This is a genomic window from Ectothiorhodospiraceae bacterium 2226, from assembly GCA_013348725.1.
Taxonomy (GTDB): domain Bacteria; phylum Pseudomonadota; class Gammaproteobacteria.
Genome location: CP054689.1, coordinates 760,000 through 779,917 on the forward strand (window position 1 = coordinate 760,000; position 19,918 = coordinate 779,917).

Annotated in this window: 23 protein-coding genes and 1 tRNA gene; 9 read left to right on the forward strand and 15 right to left on the reverse strand. The window is 69.2% G+C overall.

Annotated features, from left to right (window positions below; translation table 11 throughout):
- Positions 1-66: 66 nt before the first annotated feature.
- From HUS23_03530 to HUS23_03545, 4 genes are read right to left on the reverse strand one after another with little or no spacing between them, the layout of a single operon-like run.
- Entirely contained in the window at positions 67-1,578 is a 1,512-nt protein-coding gene (locus tag HUS23_03530; protein ID QKT02943.1) for a Ppx/GppA family phosphatase, read from the reverse strand.
- Positions 1,565-2,074 (reverse strand): histidine phosphatase family protein, encoded by a 510-nt coding sequence (locus HUS23_03535; GenBank protein QKT02944.1) that lies wholly within the window; start codon positions 2,072-2,074, stop codon positions 1,565-1,567. The genes HUS23_03530 and HUS23_03535 overlap by 14 nt, the downstream gene beginning before the upstream one ends.
- Positions 2,075-3,202, reverse strand: a complete 1,128-nt coding sequence (locus tag HUS23_03540) for an NAD(P)/FAD-dependent oxidoreductase (GenBank protein QKT02945.1) — start codon at positions 3,200-3,202, stop codon at positions 2,075-2,077.
- Positions 3,199-4,473: a class I SAM-dependent methyltransferase gene (locus HUS23_03545; protein ID QKT02946.1), complete on the reverse strand. Its 1,275-nt coding sequence runs from the start codon at positions 4,471-4,473 to the stop codon at positions 3,199-3,201. The genes HUS23_03540 and HUS23_03545 overlap by 4 nt, the downstream gene beginning before the upstream one ends.
- 282 nt (positions 4,474-4,755) lie before the next feature.
- Between HUS23_03545 and HUS23_03550 the strand changes: the two genes are divergently transcribed.
- Positions 4,756-5,406 carry a hypothetical protein gene (locus HUS23_03550; GenBank protein QKT02947.1) on the forward strand — a complete coding sequence of 217 codons (651 nt, stop codon included), beginning with the start codon at positions 4,756-4,758 and terminating at the stop codon, positions 5,404-5,406.
- Between the two features lie 9 nt (positions 5,407-5,415).
- Here HUS23_03550 and HUS23_03555 read toward each other — a convergent pair whose 3' ends face one another.
- The 3 genes from HUS23_03555 to HUS23_03565 form a co-directional block, all read right to left on the reverse strand.
- Positions 5,416-6,036, reverse strand: coding sequence for a DnaJ domain-containing protein (locus HUS23_03555; GenBank protein ID QKT02948.1), 621 nt, complete (start codon positions 6,034-6,036; stop codon positions 5,416-5,418).
- A gap of 27 nt (positions 6,037-6,063) precedes the next feature.
- Positions 6,064-6,726 (reverse strand): NERD domain-containing protein, encoded by a 663-nt coding sequence (locus HUS23_03560; GenBank protein ID QKT02949.1) that lies wholly within the window; start codon positions 6,724-6,726, stop codon positions 6,064-6,066.
- Positions 6,727-6,795: 69 nt separating this feature from the next.
- The gene (locus tag HUS23_03565; GenBank protein ID QKT02950.1) at positions 6,796-7,506 is read right to left on the reverse strand and encodes a M48 family metallopeptidase; all 711 of its coding nucleotides are present in this window, start codon (positions 7,504-7,506) and stop codon (positions 6,796-6,798) included.
- Between the two features lie 147 nt (positions 7,507-7,653).
- Here HUS23_03565 and HUS23_03570 point away from each other — a divergent pair, with 147 nt between their 5' ends.
- The 3 genes from HUS23_03570 to HUS23_03580 all read left to right on the forward strand — a co-directional run bounded on the left by HUS23_03570 (position 7,654) and on the right by HUS23_03580 (position 8,822).
- Positions 7,654-7,902, forward strand: a complete 249-nt coding sequence (locus tag HUS23_03570) for a hypothetical protein (GenBank protein QKT02951.1) — start codon at positions 7,654-7,656, stop codon at positions 7,900-7,902.
- Positions 7,903-7,911: 9 nt separating this feature from the next.
- A complete protein-coding gene (locus HUS23_03575; protein ID QKT02952.1) occupies positions 7,912-8,145 on the forward strand; it encodes a hypothetical protein in 234 nt (77 codons plus the stop codon).
- Positions 8,146-8,243: 98 nt separating this feature from the next.
- Positions 8,244-8,822: a thioredoxin family protein gene (locus HUS23_03580; GenBank protein ID QKT02953.1), complete on the forward strand. Its 579-nt coding sequence runs from the start codon at positions 8,244-8,246 to the stop codon at positions 8,820-8,822.
- Here HUS23_03580 and HUS23_03585 read toward each other — a convergent pair.
- On the reverse strand, positions 8,810-9,310 hold the full coding sequence (locus HUS23_03585; GenBank protein QKT04956.1) for a GNAT family N-acetyltransferase: 501 nt from the start codon (positions 9,308-9,310) through the stop codon (positions 8,810-8,812). The genes HUS23_03580 and HUS23_03585 overlap by 13 nt on opposite strands.
- On the opposite strand from HUS23_03585, the gene HUS23_03590 reads away from it, so the two are divergent.
- A complete protein-coding gene (locus tag HUS23_03590; protein ID QKT02954.1) occupies positions 9,309-10,151 on the forward strand; it encodes a LysR family transcriptional regulator in 843 nt (280 codons plus the stop codon). The genes HUS23_03585 and HUS23_03590 overlap by 2 nt on opposite strands.
- A 29-nt stretch (positions 10,152-10,180) precedes the next feature.
- On the opposite strand, the gene HUS23_03595 is transcribed toward HUS23_03590, so the two are convergent.
- The gene (locus HUS23_03595) at positions 10,181-10,381 is read right to left on the reverse strand and encodes a hypothetical protein (protein QKT02955.1); all 201 of its coding nucleotides are present in this window, start codon (positions 10,379-10,381) and stop codon (positions 10,181-10,183) included.
- Positions 10,382-10,612: 231 nt separating this feature from the next.
- Here HUS23_03595 and HUS23_03600 point away from each other — a divergent pair, with 231 nt between their 5' ends.
- Both HUS23_03600 and HUS23_03605 read left to right on the forward strand, forming a co-directional pair.
- On the forward strand, positions 10,613-11,305 hold the full coding sequence (locus HUS23_03600; protein ID QKT02956.1) for a hypothetical protein: 693 nt from the start codon (positions 10,613-10,615) through the stop codon (positions 11,303-11,305).
- A 9-nt stretch (positions 11,306-11,314) separates the two neighbouring features.
- Positions 11,315-12,271, forward strand: coding sequence for a YihY/virulence factor BrkB family protein (locus tag HUS23_03605; GenBank protein QKT02957.1), 957 nt, complete (start codon positions 11,315-11,317; stop codon positions 12,269-12,271).
- Positions 12,272-12,357: 86 nt separating this feature from the next.
- Here the strand turns inward: HUS23_03605 and HUS23_03610 are convergent, their stop codons facing one another.
- A complete protein-coding gene (locus HUS23_03610) occupies positions 12,358-13,398 on the reverse strand; it encodes a 6-carboxytetrahydropterin synthase (GenBank protein QKT02958.1) in 1,041 nt (346 codons plus the stop codon).
- A 96-nt stretch (positions 13,399-13,494) separates the two neighbouring features.
- Here HUS23_03610 and HUS23_03615 point away from each other — a divergent pair, with 96 nt between their 5' ends.
- The gene (locus HUS23_03615) at positions 13,495-14,814 is read left to right on the forward strand and encodes a DUF2254 domain-containing protein (GenBank protein ID QKT02959.1); all 1,320 of its coding nucleotides are present in this window, start codon (positions 13,495-13,497) and stop codon (positions 14,812-14,814) included.
- A 6-nt stretch (positions 14,815-14,820) separates the two neighbouring features.
- Here the strand turns inward: HUS23_03615 and HUS23_03620 are convergent, their stop codons facing one another.
- Positions 14,821-15,222, reverse strand: coding sequence for an HNH nuclease family protein (locus HUS23_03620; protein ID QKT02960.1), 402 nt, complete (start codon positions 15,220-15,222; stop codon positions 14,821-14,823).
- Positions 15,223-15,403: 181 nt separating this feature from the next.
- Here HUS23_03620 and HUS23_03625 point away from each other — a divergent pair, with 181 nt between their 5' ends.
- Positions 15,404-17,245, forward strand: a complete 1,842-nt coding sequence (locus HUS23_03625) for an EAL domain-containing protein (GenBank protein ID QKT02961.1) — start codon at positions 15,404-15,406, stop codon at positions 17,243-17,245.
- Positions 17,246-17,253: 8 nt separating this feature from the next.
- Here HUS23_03625 and HUS23_03630 read toward each other — a convergent pair whose 3' ends face one another.
- The 4 genes from HUS23_03630 to HUS23_03645 form a co-directional block, all read right to left on the reverse strand.
- Entirely contained in the window at positions 17,254-17,637 is a 384-nt protein-coding gene (locus HUS23_03630; GenBank protein ID QKT02962.1) for a response regulator, read from the reverse strand.
- A 1-nt stretch (position 17,638) separates the two neighbouring features.
- Positions 17,639-19,117 carry an AAA family ATPase gene (locus HUS23_03635; protein ID QKT02963.1) on the reverse strand — a complete coding sequence of 493 codons (1,479 nt, stop codon included), beginning with the start codon at positions 19,115-19,117 and terminating at the stop codon, positions 17,639-17,641.
- 157 nt (positions 19,118-19,274) lie between these two features.
- Positions 19,275-19,350: transfer RNA gene (locus tag HUS23_03640), tRNA-Thr, on the reverse strand.
- 50 nt (positions 19,351-19,400) lie between these two features.
- Entirely contained in the window at positions 19,401-19,841 is a 441-nt protein-coding gene (locus HUS23_03645; protein QKT02964.1) for a transcriptional repressor, read from the reverse strand.
- Positions 19,842-19,918 lie beyond the last annotated feature (77 nt).

Consider the following 19,918-nt stretch of genomic DNA (forward strand, 5'->3'; position numbering starts at 1 on the left):
GGTGCATCCTGCCGGTTGCCGCTTCTTCAGGAAGCATAGCCGGATGCGCGCAGCCGCCACCGGCCCTCAGCGGCAGCGCAGCGTCAGGTGCAACGGGCGTAGATACTGCGCCTCCTGGGCGAGGTCGGCGCGGGTCAGCGGGTGCTGGTCGAGCCAGCCCGGCGGGAAATCGAGCAGGAGTCTGTCACCGTCCACGCCGAGGCTCGGCGTCGGGATGGGCTCGGGATTTCGCCCACGGTGCAACACCACGGCCAGGCGCAACAGCACCGCGAGGCGCGTGAGCGACTGCCGCGCCGCTTCCGGAAGGCGCTGCACGGCCTCGAGCGGAAACTTGCGCCGGTGGGCCAGCACCAGCAGGGCGAGACGCTGCTGCTCGTCGCGCGAGAACCCCGGCAGGTCCGCGTGCTCGAGCACGTACGCGCCGTGGCGATGATAGCGGTTGTGGGCCAGGGCCAGCCCCAACTCGTGCAGGCGCGCGCCCCAGGCGAGCAGCTCCCCATGCGCGTCATCGGTCAGCGCCCAGGCGCCGGCCGCTTCGCGCAACAGGGCGCCCGCGGTGCGCGCCACGCGCTCGGCCTGCGCTGCATCGACCACGAAGCGCTGGCTGAGCGCCTCGATGGTGGCGCCGCGCACGTCCTCGTGCGCGAGGCGCCCCAGCAGGTCGTACAGCAAGCCTTCGCGCAGCGCGCTCTCGGCCACGGCGAGCCGCTCGAGCCCCAGCGCCTCGAACACCGCGCGCAGCACCGCCACACCACCCGCGAACACGGGCCGGCGATCGGCGTCCAGGCCGGGAAGCTTGAGCGCCTGCGCCGAACCGGCGGACAGCAGCGCTTCCTGCAATCGATCCAGCGCCGGGCGGGTGATCCCCGCGCCGTCCACCCAACCGGACGCCTGCGCCACCGCCCCCACGGCCTTGATGGTGCCCGAGGTACCGAGCGCCTGCCGCCAGCCGCTCGCGCGAAAGGCAGCCTCGTAAGGCTCGAGTTCCAGCCGCGCGGCGAGTTCGGCGCGCCGCAGACCCTCTGCCGTGATGGGATCCGCCACCAGGCGGCTGGCGCTCACGCAGCCGATCTCGAGACTCTCCGCGAGCAACGGGTGCGTGCCCTCGCCGATAACCAGCTCGGTACTGCCGCCGCCGATGTCGACCACCAGGCGGCGCCCCGTCGCCGGCGCCTCGGCGCGAGCCACCCCGAGGAAGATCAGGCGCGCCTCCTCGCGGCCCGCCACGATCTCGATCGCGTGGCCGAGCGCCGCTTCGGCCTCACGCCGGAACGCGCCGGCGGCGTGCGCCTGACGCAGCGCATTGGTGCCGACCGCGCGCACGTTGGACGCGGGCAAGCCGCGCAGGCGTTGGCCGAAGCGACGCAGACAGGCCAGCGCCCGCTCGGCCACCGCCGGGTCCAGGCGCCCGTCGGCATCCACGCCGCCCCCCAGGCGCACCATTTCGCGCAGGCGGTCCACCACGTGCACGCGCCCGTCCACCACGCGCGCGACGATCAGGTGAAAGCTGTTGGAACCGAGATCGACGGCGGCCACCTGCGCCTCGCCCGCGGCACGGGCAGGCTCAGTCGCTGCCATGCGGGAGCTTGCGCAATTGGCCTCCGGTGAGCGACCAGATCAGCGTGCCGGTGCCCGGCGCGGGCGCCCCCGGGTGCTCGATGAGGCAGGCCCCCGCCTTCTTGAAGGTGATGAAGGGGCGCGCGGCACCCGCCAGCAGGTAGCTGGCCAAGGTCCCCAGCGCCGGCTCGTGCCCCACCACCGCCACCGCCTCGGCCGACTGCTCGCGCAGCCAATCGACCACCGCCGCCGGCGGCTGATCGGGGATCAGCGCCGGCACCTCCACCACCTCGAGACCGTACGGCTCGGCCAGGATGCGCGCGGTCTCCAGGGCCCGTACGTAGGGGCTGCTGGCGATCAGGTCGAGCTGCGGGATCTGCATGTGCAGGGCATGCGCGACGCCGCGCATCTTGTCCGCGCCCGCGCGGCTCAGGGGGCGCTCCCCGTCGTGGCGGCCGGTGGCGGCGAACTCCTCCGGCGAACCGGCGTGCGCATGACGGACGAGCAGCAGTTGCATTCAGGCGGCGTCCAGGGGCGCTTGATGGGTGTGCAGGAACCAGCGGTCCATCACCACGCGGCGCGTGAACCAGCGCGTGCCGAGCAGCTTGCCGCCGAGGTAGGTCTTGAGCCCCGGCGGCAGCGCCCCGCTGACCGCGGGCTTGCTCTGGCGGGGACCGAAGCGCGCGGTCATGGCGCGCGCGTAGGCGGCGAGGTCGGTGGCCGCGGGTTCGGGCGCGGCGGCTATCGCCTCGGCGGCGAGCAACGCGGACTCCACGGCCGGGCGGATGCCCTCGCCGCTCTGCGGATAGGCAAGACCGGCCGCGTCGCCGATGAGCAGCGCCCCCTCCCCGGTCAGGGGCCGCGGGGCGCTGGGGTACAACAGGTAAGCGTGGCCGGAGAAGCGTGAGGGCGCGTCCGCCGGGATTCGGCCCTCGCGCTGCAGGAAGGCGACGAAATCGCTGACGTGGGCGGCGAGGCGGTGGTTGCCCTCGCGGCCGAGGCCCACGTTCAGGTACTCGCCCTTGCGAAACACCCAGGCATAGCCCTTCAGGTCGCGACAGAAATACAGCTCGGGCACCGCCCCGCGCACCGGGCTCGCGGCGGCCTGGGCCGGGCTCAGCCGAAACTCGACCTCCTGCGCCGCGATCACCATCTCGCTGCGCCCGAGGTCGGCGCCCAGCGCGCGCGCCACCGGGCAGAAGTGGCCGCCCGCCCCCACCAGCAGCGGCGCGCGCAGGTGCTCATTCACCACCCAGACACCTCCGTCGCGCCGCAGCGACTTGACCGCGGTGTCCAGGTGCAGCTCGGCGCCGCAGCGCGCCAGTAGGTAGTGATCGAACTCGCAGCGCCGGATGCCGTAACTCACCACCTCGCCATAGTCGCTCTCGCTCATGCGCCCGCCCAGCATGCCCACGCGAAAGCCGGTAATGGGCTGCAACACGTGCCCGCTGCCGTAGTCCTCGAGGTCCAGCGCGAGCTCCTGCACCACGGCCGGGGTGATCCAGCCGGCGCAGACCTTGTCGCGCGGGAAGCGGCGCTTGTCCACGATGCCCACGCGCAGCCCGCTACCGCGCAGACGCCACGCCAGGGTGGAGCCCGCCGGGCCGCCGCCCACGATCAGCACGTCGAGCTCGGTCGTGCTCATACGCCACTCTCCGCGTACACATGTCGGCGGGTGGCCGGCACCTCGTTGTCATGGGCGCGGGCGAAGGCCACCTGGAAGAGCTGCAGCTCGCCACTGGCGAACGCGGCCGCCGAACCGACGAGGTACAGGCGCCAGGCGCGCACGAAACCCTCGTCGAACATCTCGCGCACCTGCTCGACGTGGCCGTCGTAGCGCTCCAGCCAATGCTCCAGGGTGCGCGCGTAGTGCATGCGCAGGTTCTCCACGTCCAACACCGAAAAGGGCGCGCCCTCGAAGATGTCCATCATCTCGCGCAGCGTCGGCGGATAGGCGCCGGGAAAGATGTGCCGCTCGATCCACGCGTTCATCGGCTTGGGGCGGTTACGCCCGATGGTGTGAATCAGGCCGCGCCCCTCGGGTTTCAGGCAGCGGTCGACGACGTCGCCGAGGGTGCGGTAGTTGTCGCGACCCACGTGCTCGAGCATGCCCACCGAGACGAAGGCGTCGTACTCGCCCTGGATGTTGCGGTAATCGTCCTCGATGTACTCGACCCGGTCGTCCAGGCCATCGGCGGCGGCGCGTGCCCGCGCGTAGCGCACCTGCTCATGGGAGATGTTGAATGCCTTGACGCGCACCCCGTAATGCTCGGCCATGAAGCGCGCCAGCCCGCCCCAGCCGCAGCCGGCCTCGACCACCGTCTGCCCGGGCTTCAACTGCAGCTTGCGGCACACGTGGTGCAGCTTGGCGATCTGCGCCTGCTCCAGGGACATGCTCGGGTCGGCATAGTACGCGCAGGTATACTGCGTGTACGCGGTGTCCAGCCACAGTTGGTAGAACTCGTTGCCGAGGTCGTAATGATGGTGGATGTTGTCGCGCGAGCCGGCAAGGGAATTGGAGCGGCGACGGGTATAACCGAGCACGCGCAGCAAGGGCGAACGCTCGGCGCGGTCCATGGCGCGGTAGACCACCTCGAGAAAGCCGCGCAGACTGCCCTCGATGCGCAAACGGCCCTCGGTGTAGAGTTCGCCGAATTGCAGGCCGGGGTTACGCAGCAGGCGGAACAGGGCCCCGCGGTCGCGCACGTGCAGTTGCGCGACGGGCTTGCGGGTACTGCCATAGAACGTTTCGCCGTTCCACAGCACAATCGCGCAGGGCGGACGGCCGGCGGCCTCGATCAGGCGGCGCACCAGCCAGCGGTGCAGGGCCGATACCGATTGGCCTCGCGCCGAAGTTTCCTCGGAATAAACCTGCCCGGAAGGCAGACTGAGGGGGGCGGTCTTGTTCTTTCTCATCCGTCCGACTCCTCCTTGCATACGCTTCAAACGGTTCTGGAAAGCATATGCCGCATCGGGGCACCTTTCACGGCCCTTGGCACAACGGCCTCAAAACCCCTGCGGCGCGCGGCCAGGGAAGGTCTGAATCCATCCTGGATGGCTCAGACCACGCGGCACAATCCCTGCGCCGCGGGAAGGTCTGAATGGATCAGAGCTTCCCTAGCCTTTGTTTTTGTTGGTCAACCTTAAACCAGTGCGCGGAGGGCTGCCAAGCCTATGCGGAGAATGCTTTTGATATCGATGTCGAGCCTGGCGCTGCTGGCCGGCGCGCAGGGCGCGGCGGCCTTCGGCGGCGGCCCCTATCCGATAACGGACATGAGCCTGGAGGGCACGCGCGTCAACAGCACCTGGCGCTTCGACGGCGAGGATGAACGGGTGCGCGCCGAGCGTCTCGGCATCAGCTGGCGCGAAGGACTGGACGCGCGGCTGAGCGGCGGCGTGGAACTCGGTTTTCTGTATCTGCGCCCGCGCACCCGCAACCCGGCCATGGACGCCCGCGGTTGGTACCTCGGCTTCGACCTGCGCTATCACGCCTGGAGCCGCGGCCCCTTCGCGCTCGACCTCGGCGCCGGCTACCGCTACATGGACGCCGACGACGAGCGCGACGAGCAGCGCCTGCGCCTGCACGCACACCGGGCGGAGGTCGGCGTCGCGGGCACCTGGCGCGTGGCCGAGCGGCTGCGGCTCAGCGCGGGCACTTCGCGGGTGTACCTGGAGGGCGAGGAACGCCTGCGCGGGCCGGTGGACCGCACGGTGGATCTGCGCCAACGCGAGCGCTTCCTGCACCGGCTGGGTGCCGAGGTGGTGACTGCGGGACCAGGCGGCATCGGGCTGGAATACCGGCAGGGGGCGGAGGATGGCTGGCAGCTGTACGCGCGCCGCGAGTTTTAGGCAGGTTCCTCAGCGGCTGCCGTTCGGCAGCAACACGGCCAGCGCGGCGTTCAGGGCCTGCAGCGCCTCGGTGCTGCCGCCGCGATCGGGATGACGTTGCATGGCGAGCTCTCGGTAGCGCCGCTTGATGGCTGCCGCGGTCACCGGCTCACTGAGTCCCAGCTCCGCCAGCGCGCCCGCGCGACCGCCGACATCCACGCCGCGCGCGCCGCGCCAGAAGCCCGCCAGCAGGGCCTGCACATCGGTTTCGTTCAGGGCCAGGCGCGACAGGTCAAGGTAGTAGAGGCGCAGCGGATCGACCGCCTGCACCGCCCGCGCGCGCGCCGGCGCGGCCGGCCGCAGCCGGATGCAGCGACAGTCGATATCCAGCGTCTCGTCGGGCGCCAGGGTATCGCGCAGGCGGTACAGCACGTGGAACAACATGAAGTGGGCGCGGAACAGCCCGAGCGAGGTGCCGCGCGCCTCGCGCTCGAAGCCCGGCGTGCCCGCCTCCCCCAGCCGGCGCAGCAATTCGGCCTCCTTGACGCCGCCCGGGTGGGCGCGCAGCGTCTGCTGCACCCGCGGCGCCAGCGCGGCATAGAGCTGCGCGCCGAGCGCCTGCGCATCCGCCGCGCGCGGCGTCTCAGTCATCGGCTCGCGCCCCGCGCAACATCGACCTCACACCACCAGGCGCGCCGACACCAGGAGCAGGCCGAGCAGCGCCACCAACAACGCGTAGCTGGTGCGTCTTGGATACCGGGGGGCCGGCAGGACCGCCGGCTGCACCGCCGCCTTGATACGTGTCCAGGCCTCGCGCAGCTTCGGCCCCGGCTCGCCCTCGCCGGGCGTGGTGCCGATGTCCTGCACCAATTCATCCAGGCGCGAGACGCCTTCCGGCACCCCCTTGGGGAACCAGGCCTCACGCGTGAACACCACGCGCCCCTCCACCGGGATTGCCTGGGCATAAGGCGCCAGCGCCGCGCAGCGCAGGCGCACGTCGGCCAGCGGATTGGCGAACTTGAAGCTGCGCCGGCCGATCATCTGTGTCCAGGCATCGAGCGAGGCCCCGGCGAAGATGGCGCCCTCATAAGGACGCACGTCCAGCACCAGCAGGCTGCGCGGGGCGAGCACCAGGTAATCGATCTGCAGATGACCGTCCACGGGATCGGGCAGCATCACGTCGCGCAGGTACTCGCCGCCGAGGCGACGCACCACACGCTCGATGCGCCGCCGCCGCGTGGACGCGCGCAGACGAGGCAGTTGCACCCACAGCACGAGCAACAGGAACAGCGCCAGCAGCAGCGTGGCGGGTAGCAGTAACACCGGGTAATCGAGGGGCATCGGCTGGTATGTGTGGCGGTTTTTGCGCCATGTTACCACGCGCCCGGTAGGCGGCGGCGGTGATGCGCGTCACTCTGCCCAAAGGGGGACGTAACGCCAGGCCTCGCTGAGCGCCTGCCGATGCACCGCCGTGTCGGGGTCGAGGCGGTGCAGCAAGGCGTAGAAGCGCGGCGAGTGATCGAGGTGTCGGGTGTGGCAGAGCTCGTGCAGCATCACGTGGCGCACCAGTGGCGCCGGCAGGAACAACAGCTTGCAGTTGAGGTTGATGGTCTTGCGCGCGGAGCAGCTACCCCAGCGGCCACGCTGGCGACGCACGCTCAAGCCCGCGAACGGTAAAGCGGCCTCGGCGGCGACGCGCGCCAGCCAGTCGGGCAGATGGTGCCGCCCCTGGGCGAGCAGCCAGGCGTGCAATGCCCCGCGCCAGCCTTGCACATCCTCGGGACCGTGCAACACCAAGCGCTCATCCTGCATCCGCCAGCGCCGCCGGGCGCCGAGACGGTAGTCGACCTGCCAATGCCGCGCCACCGCCGCCAGGCGGACCTCGCGCGGCAGCGGCTCGACCAAGTGCGGTGCGAGATCGGCCCGGCGGGCGGCCAGGCGCGCCTGGGTACGTCGCACCCAGACCGCCCCCTCCGCCAGGATCTGCGGCAGCTGCGCCTGATCGAAGCCGGGCGGCACCACGACCTCCACCGCACCGTGCGCGGTGACGCGCAGGCGCACGGAACGCGCGCGCGCGCTGATACGCACTTGGACGCTGAAGAGATCGAGCGCTTGCGACATGAACGGGACTCGAGGAGTGGCTGGTGTATGCCTTGCGCAGGCGCTTTACAGTGCAGAGGCGGGTCCTACACTTCAAGGTAACGCGCGCTGGGCGGCGCCCGCTGTTTGCATAACCGCGCCGTCGGGCGTTCTTTCGCTCAACCAAGGATGGCCACGCGACAGGAGGACATTACCATGCGTGAAAGCGAACGCGCCACCGGCGTCCGAGACGAAGATTACGACATCGTCAGCACGCTCTACCATGCGCTACAGGCGGCGGACACGGCCGAGAAGTACATCGGCGACGCGGATCAGGAAGGTGATCAGGAAGCCAAACAATTCTTCCAAGAGGTGCAGGATCACAACCGCCGTATCGCCGAACGGGCCAAGCAGTTGCTGACCCAACGCATTTCCTAGGAGGTCACCATGTCGCGCTGTGAGGTTTGTGGCAACGACTACGACAAGAGCTTCGACGTGGTGATGGCGGGCAAGCAGCACACCTTCGACAGCTTTGAATGCGCCGTGCATGCACTCGCCCCCCGCTGCGCCCACTGCGGCTGCCTGGTCATGGGGCACGGCGTCGAGGCGTCCGACAAAATCTACTGTTGCGCACATTGCGCCGAGGCCGAGGGCATCACCGGCCTGCAGGACCGGCTCTAGCCCACGGGAGCACGCGCCGCGGCGCGCGCCGCGGCGCGCTTTTCAGCGCGCGCGGGCGCCTCTACAATGCCCTGCGTCGCGATTACTGGAGGCCGATCATGGCGTTGACCCCTTCCACCATGCTCGCGCTGGGCACCCCGGCGCCGGACTTCGCGCTACCCGATCCCACCGGGCGCCAGTACACGCTGGCCGACTTCGCCGACCAGCCCGCGCTACTGGTGGTGTTCATGTGCAACCACTGCCCCTACGTGAAGCACATCCGCAGCGAGTTGGCGCGCTTCGCCGCCGACTATCAGCCGCGCGGCTTGGCGGTGGTCGGCATCAACGCCAACGATATTAGCCAAAAGCCCGACGACAGTCCCGCCAAGATGGCCGAGGAGGCGCGCTCCGTCGGCTACACCTTCCCCTACCTGTTCGACGAGACGCAGGCCGTGGCGAAGGCCTACATGGCCGCCTGCACGCCCGATTTCTTCCTGTTCGACAAGGCGCGCCGCCTGGTGTATCGCGGTCAGTTCGACGAGAGCCGACCGGGCAACAACCTGCCGGTCACGGGCAATGACCTGCGCGCGGCGGCCGAGGCGGCACTGGCCGGCGAGCCGCTGCCGGCAGACCAGAAGCCGAGCATCGGCTGCAACATCAAGTGGAAGCCGGGGAACGAACCGCCCTACTTCGGCTGAGGCGAGACCGGGGGCGGAAGCGGCTTGCCCATGCGTAGCGCGCCGACCCCGTCGTCGTAGTACGCGGCACGATAGCCTTGCTCGTGAAAGCCGCGCCGGCGATACAGCGCGATGGCGCCGGCGTTGTCGGCCCGCACCTCCAGCCGCAACTCGCGACAGCCGCGCGCCGCGGCATGTGACTCGACGGCGTCCAACAGCGCGGTGGCAATGCCACGGCGGCCCCACTGCGGATGCACCACCAGCGAGTACAGGCGCGCGCGGTGCGAGCCACGCCGATACAGCACCACGGCGTCGGCCACCAGCACCCCTGCTGCCTCCTCGACCACCAGCACGTCCGCCTGGGCGCGGCTGAGCAGGTGCCGCCAGGCGCGTGCCGAGAGGCGGTCGCCCGGAAACAGGGCCTCCAAGGCCTCGAGCTGGGGCCGGTCCGCGGCGCGGGCCGCGCGCACGGTGGCGGCGGGACGCGTGGCGGGCGAAGATGCGCACATGGACATCGACCTTCTGAAGACCTTCGTGGAAGTCTACCGCACGCGCCATTTCGGGCGCGCTGCCGATAACCTTTACATCACCCACTCCGCCGCCAGCGCCCGCATCCGCCAACTGGAAGAACTGCTCGGCGCGCGGCTACTCACGCGCGCGCGCAACAATATCCAGCTCACTCCGGCCGGCGAGCGCCTGCTGCGTCACGCCGAAGCCATCCTCGCCCAGTGGCAGGCGGCGCTGCAGAGCGTGCCGCTCAGCGAAGAGGAGGGTCTGACGCTCGCGGTGGGCGGCATGGCCGACCTGTGGGACATGCTGGTGCAGCCCTGGCTGCAGGGTCTGCACGCGACCCACCCCGAACTGCGACTGCGTGCCGAGGCGCACGGCGCCGACATCCTGATTCGTCGGCTGTTGGAGGGCGTGTTGGACGTCGCCTTCCTATTCGAGGCGCCGCAGATTCCGGATCTGCACGTCGTGCAGCTGCCCGACGTGCGTCTGGTGCTGCTGACCACCCGACCGGGTGTAAGTGCCGGAGAGGCCCTTGGCGAGGGCTACGTGCGGGTCGACTGGGGCACCTCGTTCAACGTGCTGCACGGACGCCATTTCCCGGACGCGCCGGAACCGCGCCTGCGCATGGCCCAGGGACGGCTCGCCTTGGACTTCATCCTTGCACGCGGGGGCGCGGCCTACCTACCGCAGCCCACCGCCCAATCCCACCTCGACGCGGGGCGCCTCCACGCCGTTGCCGATGCCCCGGTCATCGAGCGCCAGGCGTTCGCCGCCTATGCGTATCGCGGCGCGCGGCGCCGCTTGGTCGACGAGGCGCTGCAGCAATTCCTGCGGCGCTGAACAGTCGCCTGCGGCGCGCGGTGCGAGGATCAGCCCAGTTCGTCGAAGTCACCGAGTTGACGCCGCAGCCGCTGCTCCTCCCAGTAACGTTCGATGGCACGCCGCTTGTCGGCGTGCCGCTTGCGTTCCTGACGCCCGATCAGACGCTCCTCATCGAGATCCTGCCAGTCGGTCCCGCTGTCGGCGGCCTCGTCCTGAAACAACGCCTCGCCCTGCTCGTATCCGCTCATGCCTTGAACCTCCCGTCCTGTTTACGGCGGTGCCGGTTGATGGGCGCTTTATAACGCCCCCCGCGTGCGTCGTGCATCGAAAAATGCTGCACGTCACGACCAATTTTGCTGCGCGATCCAGCCCAGGCGCAGGGCGTGTTCGGACGCGCTGCTATACTCGCTTTGAACGCTGCAACACGTTCGTTTTTACATGAGGTCCGCAGCCGATCGACACGGGACAAGGAGGTCTCAATGGCACTTTGGACGCGCACCAAGGCAAGCGCCGAGGCGTTGCCGGAGCACGCGCAGGCTGTCGCGGAACGCGCCCGCGCCACATGGGCGGCGCAGGAGGAGCGCCTGTCACGACAGCTCGAAGGTTTCTCGAACCGCTTACAGAACCTGGGAAATCGCGTGCGCGGCGAGCAACCGCTCACGCAGCGTGCCATGGACAGCGCGAAGCGCTGGCGCGGTGCCGCGATGCCCTACGTCCAAAATCGCAAGGTATGGATCGGCGCAGGGATCGCTGCGACGCTGGCCGGCGCCGCGGCACTCGGCGCGGCGTTGAGCCGCCGCCGCCACCGCACGCCGGAGAATCCCGACCTGAAGGCGCTGCGCCAGGACTTCGACTATGCCCTCGGCGAGCTCGGCTATAGCATCGACGACCTGGATGCGGCCGCGCTACTCGAAGAGGCCCAGGCCGCACTCGACGAAGGCGCCGATCTGGAGACGGCCCGCGAGCGCTTACGCCAGCGCGCGCAGGCCATGACGGAGCACGCCCGCCAGGGCGCCCGCCGCGCGATGGGCAATGCTCAGCGCATCATGCACGAGCGGCCGCTGGTGCTCGGGGCGGCGGGACTCGCGTTGGGGGCCGTGCTTGGGGGCGTGTTGAAGAAGCGGGGCAGCGAGTTCGGCGGCACACTGCGCCGTTGGCGCCGCGCCGCCTGAGCCGCACCGATGGCCGACGACGACGCCGCCGCGCGCGGGCGGGGAGCCCGCGCGCCCAAAGACATCCCCCGTAAGGGCTGGCGCGACGTCGGCCTACGCGTCAAAAGCCAAATCAGCGAGAACAACCTCTCCATCATCGCCGCGGGCGTGGCCTTCTACGCCTTGTTCGCCATCTTCCCCGCCCTCGCGGCACTGGTCTCCATCTACGGCATCGCGTTCGACCCGGCCGACGTGCAGGAGTTGGTCGAAAACCTGCAGATGGTGCCGGCCGATACGCGCGAGCTCATTCTCGAACAGCTCAGTGAGGTGACCGAGGCTTCGGGAGCGGCGCTCGGCCTCGGTGCGCTGATCGGTCTGGCGATCGCGCTGTGGGGCGCCATGCGCGGCGTCTACGCGACCATGATCGCGCTCAACGTCGTGTACGGCGAGCAAGAGTCGCGCGGCATGATCCGTCTGTACGGCACCGCCCTGCTGCTGACCCTGGTGCTGATCCTGGTGCTGCTGGCGGCGCTTGCCACCATCGTGGTGGTGCCGATCATGTTCGCGGTGGTGGGCTGGGAGGGGATCGGCCAGACACTGATCTCCATCGTGCGCTGGCCGCTGCTCGGGCTGGCGGTGGTGCTGGCGCTGGGCGTGCTCTACCGCTACGGACCGGACCGGCGTAATCCCCAGAAGCGTTGGGTGACGTGGGGCGCCGTGCTCGCCACGGTACTGTGGTTGATCGGCTCCTGGGCCTTCTCGTTCTACGTCCAGAACTTCGGCGACTACAACGAGACCTACGGCTCGCTGGGCGCGGTGATCGTGATGCTGATGTGGCTGTGGGTGACCGCCTTCATCGCGCTGCTGGGCGCGACCCTGAATGCCGAGATGGAGCATCAGACCCGCCACGACACCACCGTGGGCGACGAGCGCGCGCTCGGTGATCGCGAGGCCCATGTGGCCGACACCGTCGGCGAGCGCCCCTGATCCGGTCCGTGGGCCGCCATGTTCTGCGATGCCCGCCCAGGGAAGCTCTGATCCGCGTTCCTGTAGTCCGCTAACGCAGAGCTTCCCTAGAACGGCAACCGACTCACGTGCCGCCACGCGAGCTGCGCGCCGCGGGTCGGCGACTCGTGCAGTTCGATGGCGTCGAGCGCCGGCAGGGCCGGCTCGGTGCGGGCGCGGATCCAGTGCAGCAGGCTGGCCGCATCGGCATCCTCCAGCCCGTTCAGCTCGTGCAGGGCGTGGTGGTCGAGGCGCGCATAGACGGGCGCGAAGCACGCCTTCACGTCGCCATAGTCGACGGTCCAGCCCATGACGGCGTCGAGCGGGGCTTCGAGGTGCAGACGGAGGCGATAACTGTGGCCGTGCAGCAAGCGGCGCGCATCGCTCGGCGGCGCACGCTGCAGCCGCACCGCGCTCTCGAAGTGCGTGTCCTTCCAGATGCGGTAGTGGCTGCCGTCGTAGCGGCAGCCGGCGGTCGCCGTCTCGTGCACGCTCACCGTCGCCAGTTCGGGCAACGGCTCGATCAGACGGGCCCATAGCCAGGCAGCCAGAACCTCGCTGGTGGGGTTCTCCAGCCCGGCCAGGTCGTTGAGACAACTGAGGTGCAGCCGGGCCTGCAGCGGTGCCCAGGCCGCCGCCAGACGCTCGCCCACGCCCGGCGCCCACCGCGCGTGCAGCACCACCTCGAAGCCATGCCCGTGCATGCGGCCGCACTGATGGCCCGCCGGCACATGGGGCAGCCGATGCGCGGCCTCGATGCGAAAGCACTGCCAGAGCAGCCGCTCGCCTCGGGCGCCTGCCGCGGCACCGCGATCCGGCGCGCTGCGCAGCGACAGCGCGGTGCCCGGCACGCGGGCGGCAAGCCACGCCACCAGTTCGATGTCGGCGCTTCCCTCCACGCGATCCTCCAACAGGCTGTGGCGCAGCGGCCCCAGCACCTCGGCGAGGCGCACACCGAGCGCGGCGGCCTCGTCGCCGGGAAAGGCCGGGGCCAGCCGATCCGCGGCGGCCCAGGCACGCACCGCAAAGCTGTGGCCGTGGAGGCCACCCACCCGGCGCGCGGCCTCGAAGCCATCGGCGGCGGTGTACAGCAGGCTGTGCTCGCTCAAACGTTCCTCCCGTCCCCCGCGCGCTTGCACCCGCCGGCGGACCGCATACAGTTCCTCTTGCACCCCGCTGCCTGCCTCGACGGCCAAGGAGGGCTCATGCTGGCGCGGTTACTACCCGTTTGGGAAAAAGTTCGCACCGGGCTGTGGTTTACACCGGCCATCATCAGCGTGGGGGCGGCAGGCTTGGCCTGGCTGGCCTTGCAAGTCCCCGGCGGGCTGCCGCCGGAAGCCGCGTCCATGTGGTGGCTGCACGGGGGCGATGCCACCGACGCCTTCGACCTGCTGGCCAACCTGCTCACCGCGTTGATCACCATGGCCACACTGGCCCTGTCGATCACCATGGTGGTTCTCACGCTCGCGGCCGCCCAGCTCGGCCCACGCCTGATCCGCAGCTTCATCGCCGACCAGCGCACGCAACTGGTGCTGGGACTGTTCATCGGGACGATAGTTTACCTCGTCCTGGTACTGCGCACCCTGCACGGAGAGTTGGACGCGGACGCGGTGCCGCGCGCTGCCGTGACCGCCGGCACCGCCCTGGTCCTGCTGAGCGTTTTCGCGCTGCTGTTCTACGTCCACCACCTGGCGCGCTCGATCGTGGCCGACACCATGATTCAGCGCGTGGGCGCGGCGCTGGATCAGGCGATTCGGGCGCAGCTGGCGCCCAGTACCGAGGCCCCCGTGGAGAAGGATGGCGCCCGCCCTCCGGGCGAGCATCTGCCGTATGCGGAAGTGGAAGCCACGCGCGGCGGCTACGTGCAGACCGTGGATGTCGAGAGCATCCTCGCCCAGGCGCAACGCGACGATGCCATCGTCGCGCTCGACTTCCGGCCCGGCCACCACCTGCTGGCGGGGTGCGCCTTGGCGCGCGTGTGGCCGCCCACCGCGCTCGGCGATGCGCTGCGCGAGGCCGTACGCGAGGCGGTGGTCATCGGCGACGCGCGCACCGCCGCGCAGGACGTGGAGTTCTCCTTGCGGCAATTGGTCGAGATCGCCCTACGCGCCCTCTCCTCCGGCATCAACGATCCCCATACCGCAGTCGCCGTTGTCGACCGCCTCGGGCGCGCGCTGGCGCTGGCCATGGCGCAACAACCGGGGCGGCGCGCCTGGCGCGACCAGGAGGGCGTGCTGCGGCTGCACGCCCGCTTCCCCGACTTTGACGGCATCGTCGATGCCGCGCTGAACGAGATCCGTCAGGCCGCCCAGGGCAACGCGGCGGTGCTGATTCACCTGCTGGCGACGCTGGATCAGCTGGCGGGCCAGACCCGCCACGCGGACCATCGGCGGATCATCGGAGAGCACGTCCGCATGGTGGCCGAGGCAGGGCGCCGCAGCCTGGAGGAACCGCGCGACCTCGCCGCCCTGGAGGCGCGGCGGGCGCGGGCGTTGGCGCGCCTGGAGGACGCGCGTGGGGCATGACGAGGGTCAGTCGTCCTTGAGCAGATCCTTCAGGCTCGCGAACGGATTGTGGGTGGCCGCCGCAGCCTTGTCGGGCGCATGGCTGCCACCGCCGGCCGCGTGATCGAGGTAGCGCGCGTGCTCGTTGTCGTGGCAGTAGATGCAGAGGTTCTCCCAGTTGCTGCCGTCGGGTGGGTTGTTGTCGTGGTTGTGGTCCTTGTGGTGCACGGTGAGCAGATGCAGATTCTCGCGCGTGAACTCACGCCCGCAGCGGCCGCACACCCAGGGATGGATCTTGAGCGATTGGGCGCGATAGTCCTGCTCGCGCGCCAGGCGCGCCTGCTGCGCCGCGCGTACCACCTCATCCAGGCGACCGGCATCGAGCTTGCCCTCGCGCGGCTTTCGCGGCCCGCCGTCTCCGGAACTCATGATGTCTCCTCATTCATCGAACAAGACGTCTTGCCCCGATTCTCGCAGAGCGCGCGCGGCGCCGCCAGCGGGGCCACCCGCCGGGACGACTGCCCATTTGCGCCACAGCGGCTAAGCTTGTTTGAAATAACCCTGCGCCGCACGCGCCGCCTGCCGCGGCTGCACCACCGGCCTAGAAGAAATGAATAGCATCGACGCTAAGTTACACCGCACAGACAGCCCGCATGCATCTCCACTGCACCGTCTGGCGCGCTTGGCCGCGTGGCTCACACTATTCGGGGTACTCGCCCTGCTCGGGCGCGCCCTTGCGGCGCCCGAAGCCGGCAGGCTGTCGCCCGAGGTGACCGCGCTGTGCCTGCTCGGCGCCTTGGCGCTGCTGTTCGGCCTCTCGGAATGGCTGGCCCTGCGCGGCGCCGAGCCCCCGGCCTTTGCGCTCGCCCTCGTGGCGCTGCCGGGCCTGCTGTACAGCGGCGTCAGTGCCGCCGCGTGGCCGATGGCGGACCACCTCCCCACGGCGGGGCTCGCGTTGGTTTGGGCCGACCACTTATGGCCGCTGCTCATCGCGGCGCTGGCGGTGCCCGCCGGTCTTTGGGGACTGCGCACCTGCCGTGAACTGCGCCGCCAATGTCGCGAGGCCGAGCAAATCAACGCCGCCCTGCAGGAACAGGTGGACCAGCGCACGCGGTCGCTTCTGAAGGAAATCTCGGCTCGCGAGCGACTGGGCGCGAACCTCACCTACGCTGCCCAGCACGACCCGTTGACGGGCCTGCCCAACCGCGCCCTGTTCAACGAGTTGCTGGTCCGCGCCGTCGCCGACCAGGAGCACGGCGTGCGTGCGCCGGCGGTCATCGTGCTCGACCTGGACGATTTCAAGACGGTCAATGACACGCTGGGCCACACGCGCGGCGACCAGATTATCAAGGCCTTGGCGGAACGGCTCGAGGCGGCGCTGGACTACGGCGACGTGCTCGCGCGCCAAGGCGGCGACGAGTTCTTCGTGCTCCTGGCCGACGCGCGCGACCGCGAAGTGGCGGCACAGGCCGCGCAGCGCCTGCTCGACGCGCTGCAACAGGAACTGGTAGTGGACGGCCGCCGTCTTTATCTCGCGGCGAGCATCGGCGTGGCGCTCAGTGCCGGCGCCGGCGACTCCACCGACCTGATCGAGCGCGCCGACGCAGCCCTGCACCAGGCCAAATCGCGCGGACGCAATCGCATCGAATTCTTCGAGCCACAACTGCACCACGCGATGACACAGCGCGTCACGCTGCGCAGCGCGCTGGCCGAGGCCATCGGCGCGCGGCAGCTCGAGGTGCATTATCAGCCGCGCGTTGACCTGGACACCGGCCGCATGTCGAGCGCCGAGGCTCTGGTGCGCTGGTGCCGCCCGGACCATGGCTACGTCACGCCGGAGGTGTTCGTGCGGGTGGCCGAAGACGCGGGCCTCATCAACGCGCTAGGACAGGCGGTGCTCACCCAGGTGTGCGAGGACTTGGCGCGCTGGCAGGCGGCGGGGCCGATTCCCGCGGTCTCGTTCAACGCCTCGGCGCATCAGTTTCGGGACGACCGGCTGCTGCATGACGTGCGCGCCGCGCTGGCGGAGCATCCCGCGCTCGCGCACGCGCTCGAAGTGGAGCTCACGGAGCGCGTCCTCATCGAGGATCCCGCCGAGCACCGGCGCATGCTCACCGAACTCGTGGACATGGGGCTGGGCATCGCCATCGACGACTTCGGCACCGGCTTCTCGTCGTTCGCGTACTTCCTGCACTTTCCGGTGCAGACCGTGAAGATCGACCAGAGCTTCGTCTCGCGTCTACCGAAAGACGCAGCGGCCGCGCGTATCGTGCGCTCGATCATCGAGCTCGGGCACAACTTCTCGCTACGCGTGGTGGCGGAGGGAATCGAAAACGAGCGCCAGCGCGACCAGCTGCGAGCCTGGGGCTGCCACGAGGGGCAGGGTTACCTGTTCAGCGAGCCGCTGCCGGCGGCGGAGTTCGAGGAACGGTGGGTGGCGACCTTGCGCTAGCGTGGTTGTCAATCGGCGGCGCGCGACAGCAGCAGCTCCACCATCTGATTGAGGTGCGCGAAACTCGCGGGCTTTTGCAGGAATCCATCGGCGATGGCCGCAGGATCGACCGCGGGCGGCAGGGCGCCGCTCATCAGCAGTATCGGTATGTCTTCGAGCGTCGGATCGCTGCGTAGACGTTCGGCCAACTGCCGGCCGTTCAAGCGCGGCATCATATAGTCCGAGATCACAAGATCCGGACGCGCCTGTCCCAACAGCTCCCAGGCTTCCTGACCGTCGGGGGCCTGAGTGACCCGATAGCCTTCCAACTCGAGCAGCAATGCGATGGAGTCGCGCACGCCCGGCTCGTCATCCACCAGCAACACATGGGCCTTGTTGGTCACGTCGTCCACGTTACTCGCGCCCCCGACGCCGATGCGGATGCCCCGTCAGGACATCCTCCGGGTGCGCAAAAGGCGACTCGATGCGGATGCCCTCATCCGTCAGGCGGTACTCGCGGATCTTCGCGTCGAAGCGGCTTTCGCGCGCCTTCATGATCGCGATGCTGCGCCGCGTCTCGGATTGCAGTTCGACGTAACGCAGTAACACGATGTTGTGTGCGACCGCCGACACCGGCCCGACCTTGATCGCCTGCTCGCCGCCCATGAGTTCGGGGACCTCAAGGGTGTACATGGACGTCACGCCGGCCGCCCGCAGCCGAGTGGTCAACTCGGTCAAAAAGCGCCCAAGGCGCTCCGGATACACCGCCGCTTGGTGAAACGCCTCCACCCCCTCCACGAAAAGCCGCTTCACGCCGCGACCGCGGACCTCCTCCAGCAAGTCGTAAGCCAACTCGTCGAGCAGACGTTCGATCGACGGCTCGCGGCGTATAGACAAAGCGCCGCTGGCGAGCAGCGGTTCCAGGTCGATGCCGAAGTCTGCGGCCTTCTCGCACAGCTCGACCGCGTTCTCGAAGAAACTGAAGATCAGCCCCGGGTCCTCGGTGGTGCACTGGCTCATGAAATGCAGTCCGAAGGCGGTCTTACCGATGCCGGTCGGCCCCACCAGCAGCGTGGTGGAGTATTGCGGAATGCCCCCGCCGAACATGCGGTCGAGGCCCTCGATGCCGGTGGCATAGCGCATGCGCTCGCGGGGATCGCGCGCATCCTCTGGCGTCTGAGGAAGATGTTCGCTTTCCAGGCGCGGCAGCACGCGCAGCCCCGCCTGCGAAATGGTGAGCATATGGCGGCCTTCGCTGAAGGCACTGCCGCGAAACTTGTGCACGTGCAGGTAGCGGTAGGTCCGAAGATCCTTCAGATCCGCGCCGAGTTCGATCCAGCCATCGACCAAGGTGTACTCCGGGCAGCCCGCGCCGCGTCTGCTGTTGGTCAACAGCAGCACAGTCATGCCGGTGAGCTGCGCGAAGATGGTCACATCGTAAACGAAGCGACGGAACGCGACCTCGCTGACGCTGGCATCCTCCAGCACGAACAATCCGTCCAACACCAGCAGCGTGGCGCCGCGGGCGCGGCTTTCGGTGCGCATCAAGCGCAGGATCCCCGCCAGGCCCTCACGCTCGAACGCCCCGAAGCCGCTGGCGTAATAAACCCCCCTCGACACGGCATTCCGGTCATAGAAGCTCATGTCGGCTAGGTGAGAGATGAGTCGATCGTGCGTCTCGGAGAGCAGCGTGAGGTACAGCGCCTGACCGCCCTGGCGCGCGAGAGAGAAGCATAGCTGGTTGGCCAGGATGGTCTTGCCGGTCCCCGGCGCGCCCTGCACCAGGTAGGCCGATCCCTCGATCAGTCCGCCGTGCAGGATCTCGTCGAGCCCCGCGACGCCGGTCGTCAGCCGCTGCGCCGCGGCGGGTGACCACTCCTCCGGTTCGCTCATGTGTTCAGCACTCCGTGCCGCGGCGCCGCGCGCCGCAAAGGAAGATATCCCTATGCTGAGCGTAGCCCACCAGGCGCGGGCAACCGTCGGAGAAGAGCAAATGCGCGCCGGCGTCCCGGCCCACGTTGGGTGAGGCAGAAAGATGGAAAAGATGGAATGGTGCCGGCGAGAGGAATCGAACCCCCGACCTACTGATTACGAATCAGTTGCTCTACCGACTGAGCTACACCGGCGTGCGAAGAGCCCGGAAGTATACGTGAGGGCGAAAAGCCGGACAACCGCGTCAGCGGGGGGCGTGGGCGCTGCGGATACGGATGATGATGTCGACGCCTGCGGCCTCGGTGCCGTCCGGCAACTGCGGCAGGCGCGTGACCGCGACATGCTCGGCGTCCACGTCGGTGAGCGCGCCGGTGTCGACGTTGTAGAAATGATGGTGATCGCTGGTGTTGGAGTCGTAGAACACCTTGCTGGGGTCCACGATCACTTCGCGCACCAGGCCTTTCTCGGCGAACAGGCCCAGCGTGTTGTACACGGTGGCCTTGGAGACGCTGCCGGGCTGGTCCTGGTTGACCAGCGTAAGCACCTGTTCGGCCGACATATGCTGCGGCTGGGCGAACAGGATCTCGCCGATATCGACGCGCTGCTGGGTCGGCTGGATGCCGTGCGCCTGCAGCAGCTCGATCACGCGGCGGGTGCTGGGCGTAATGTCCTGAAATTTGGCCATGATCCGATTATAGGGTGCCTGCTTAGACCGCGTCTAGGGTAGCTGGCTGCGCGGCGCGATCCTGGGAGCGGCTTCGC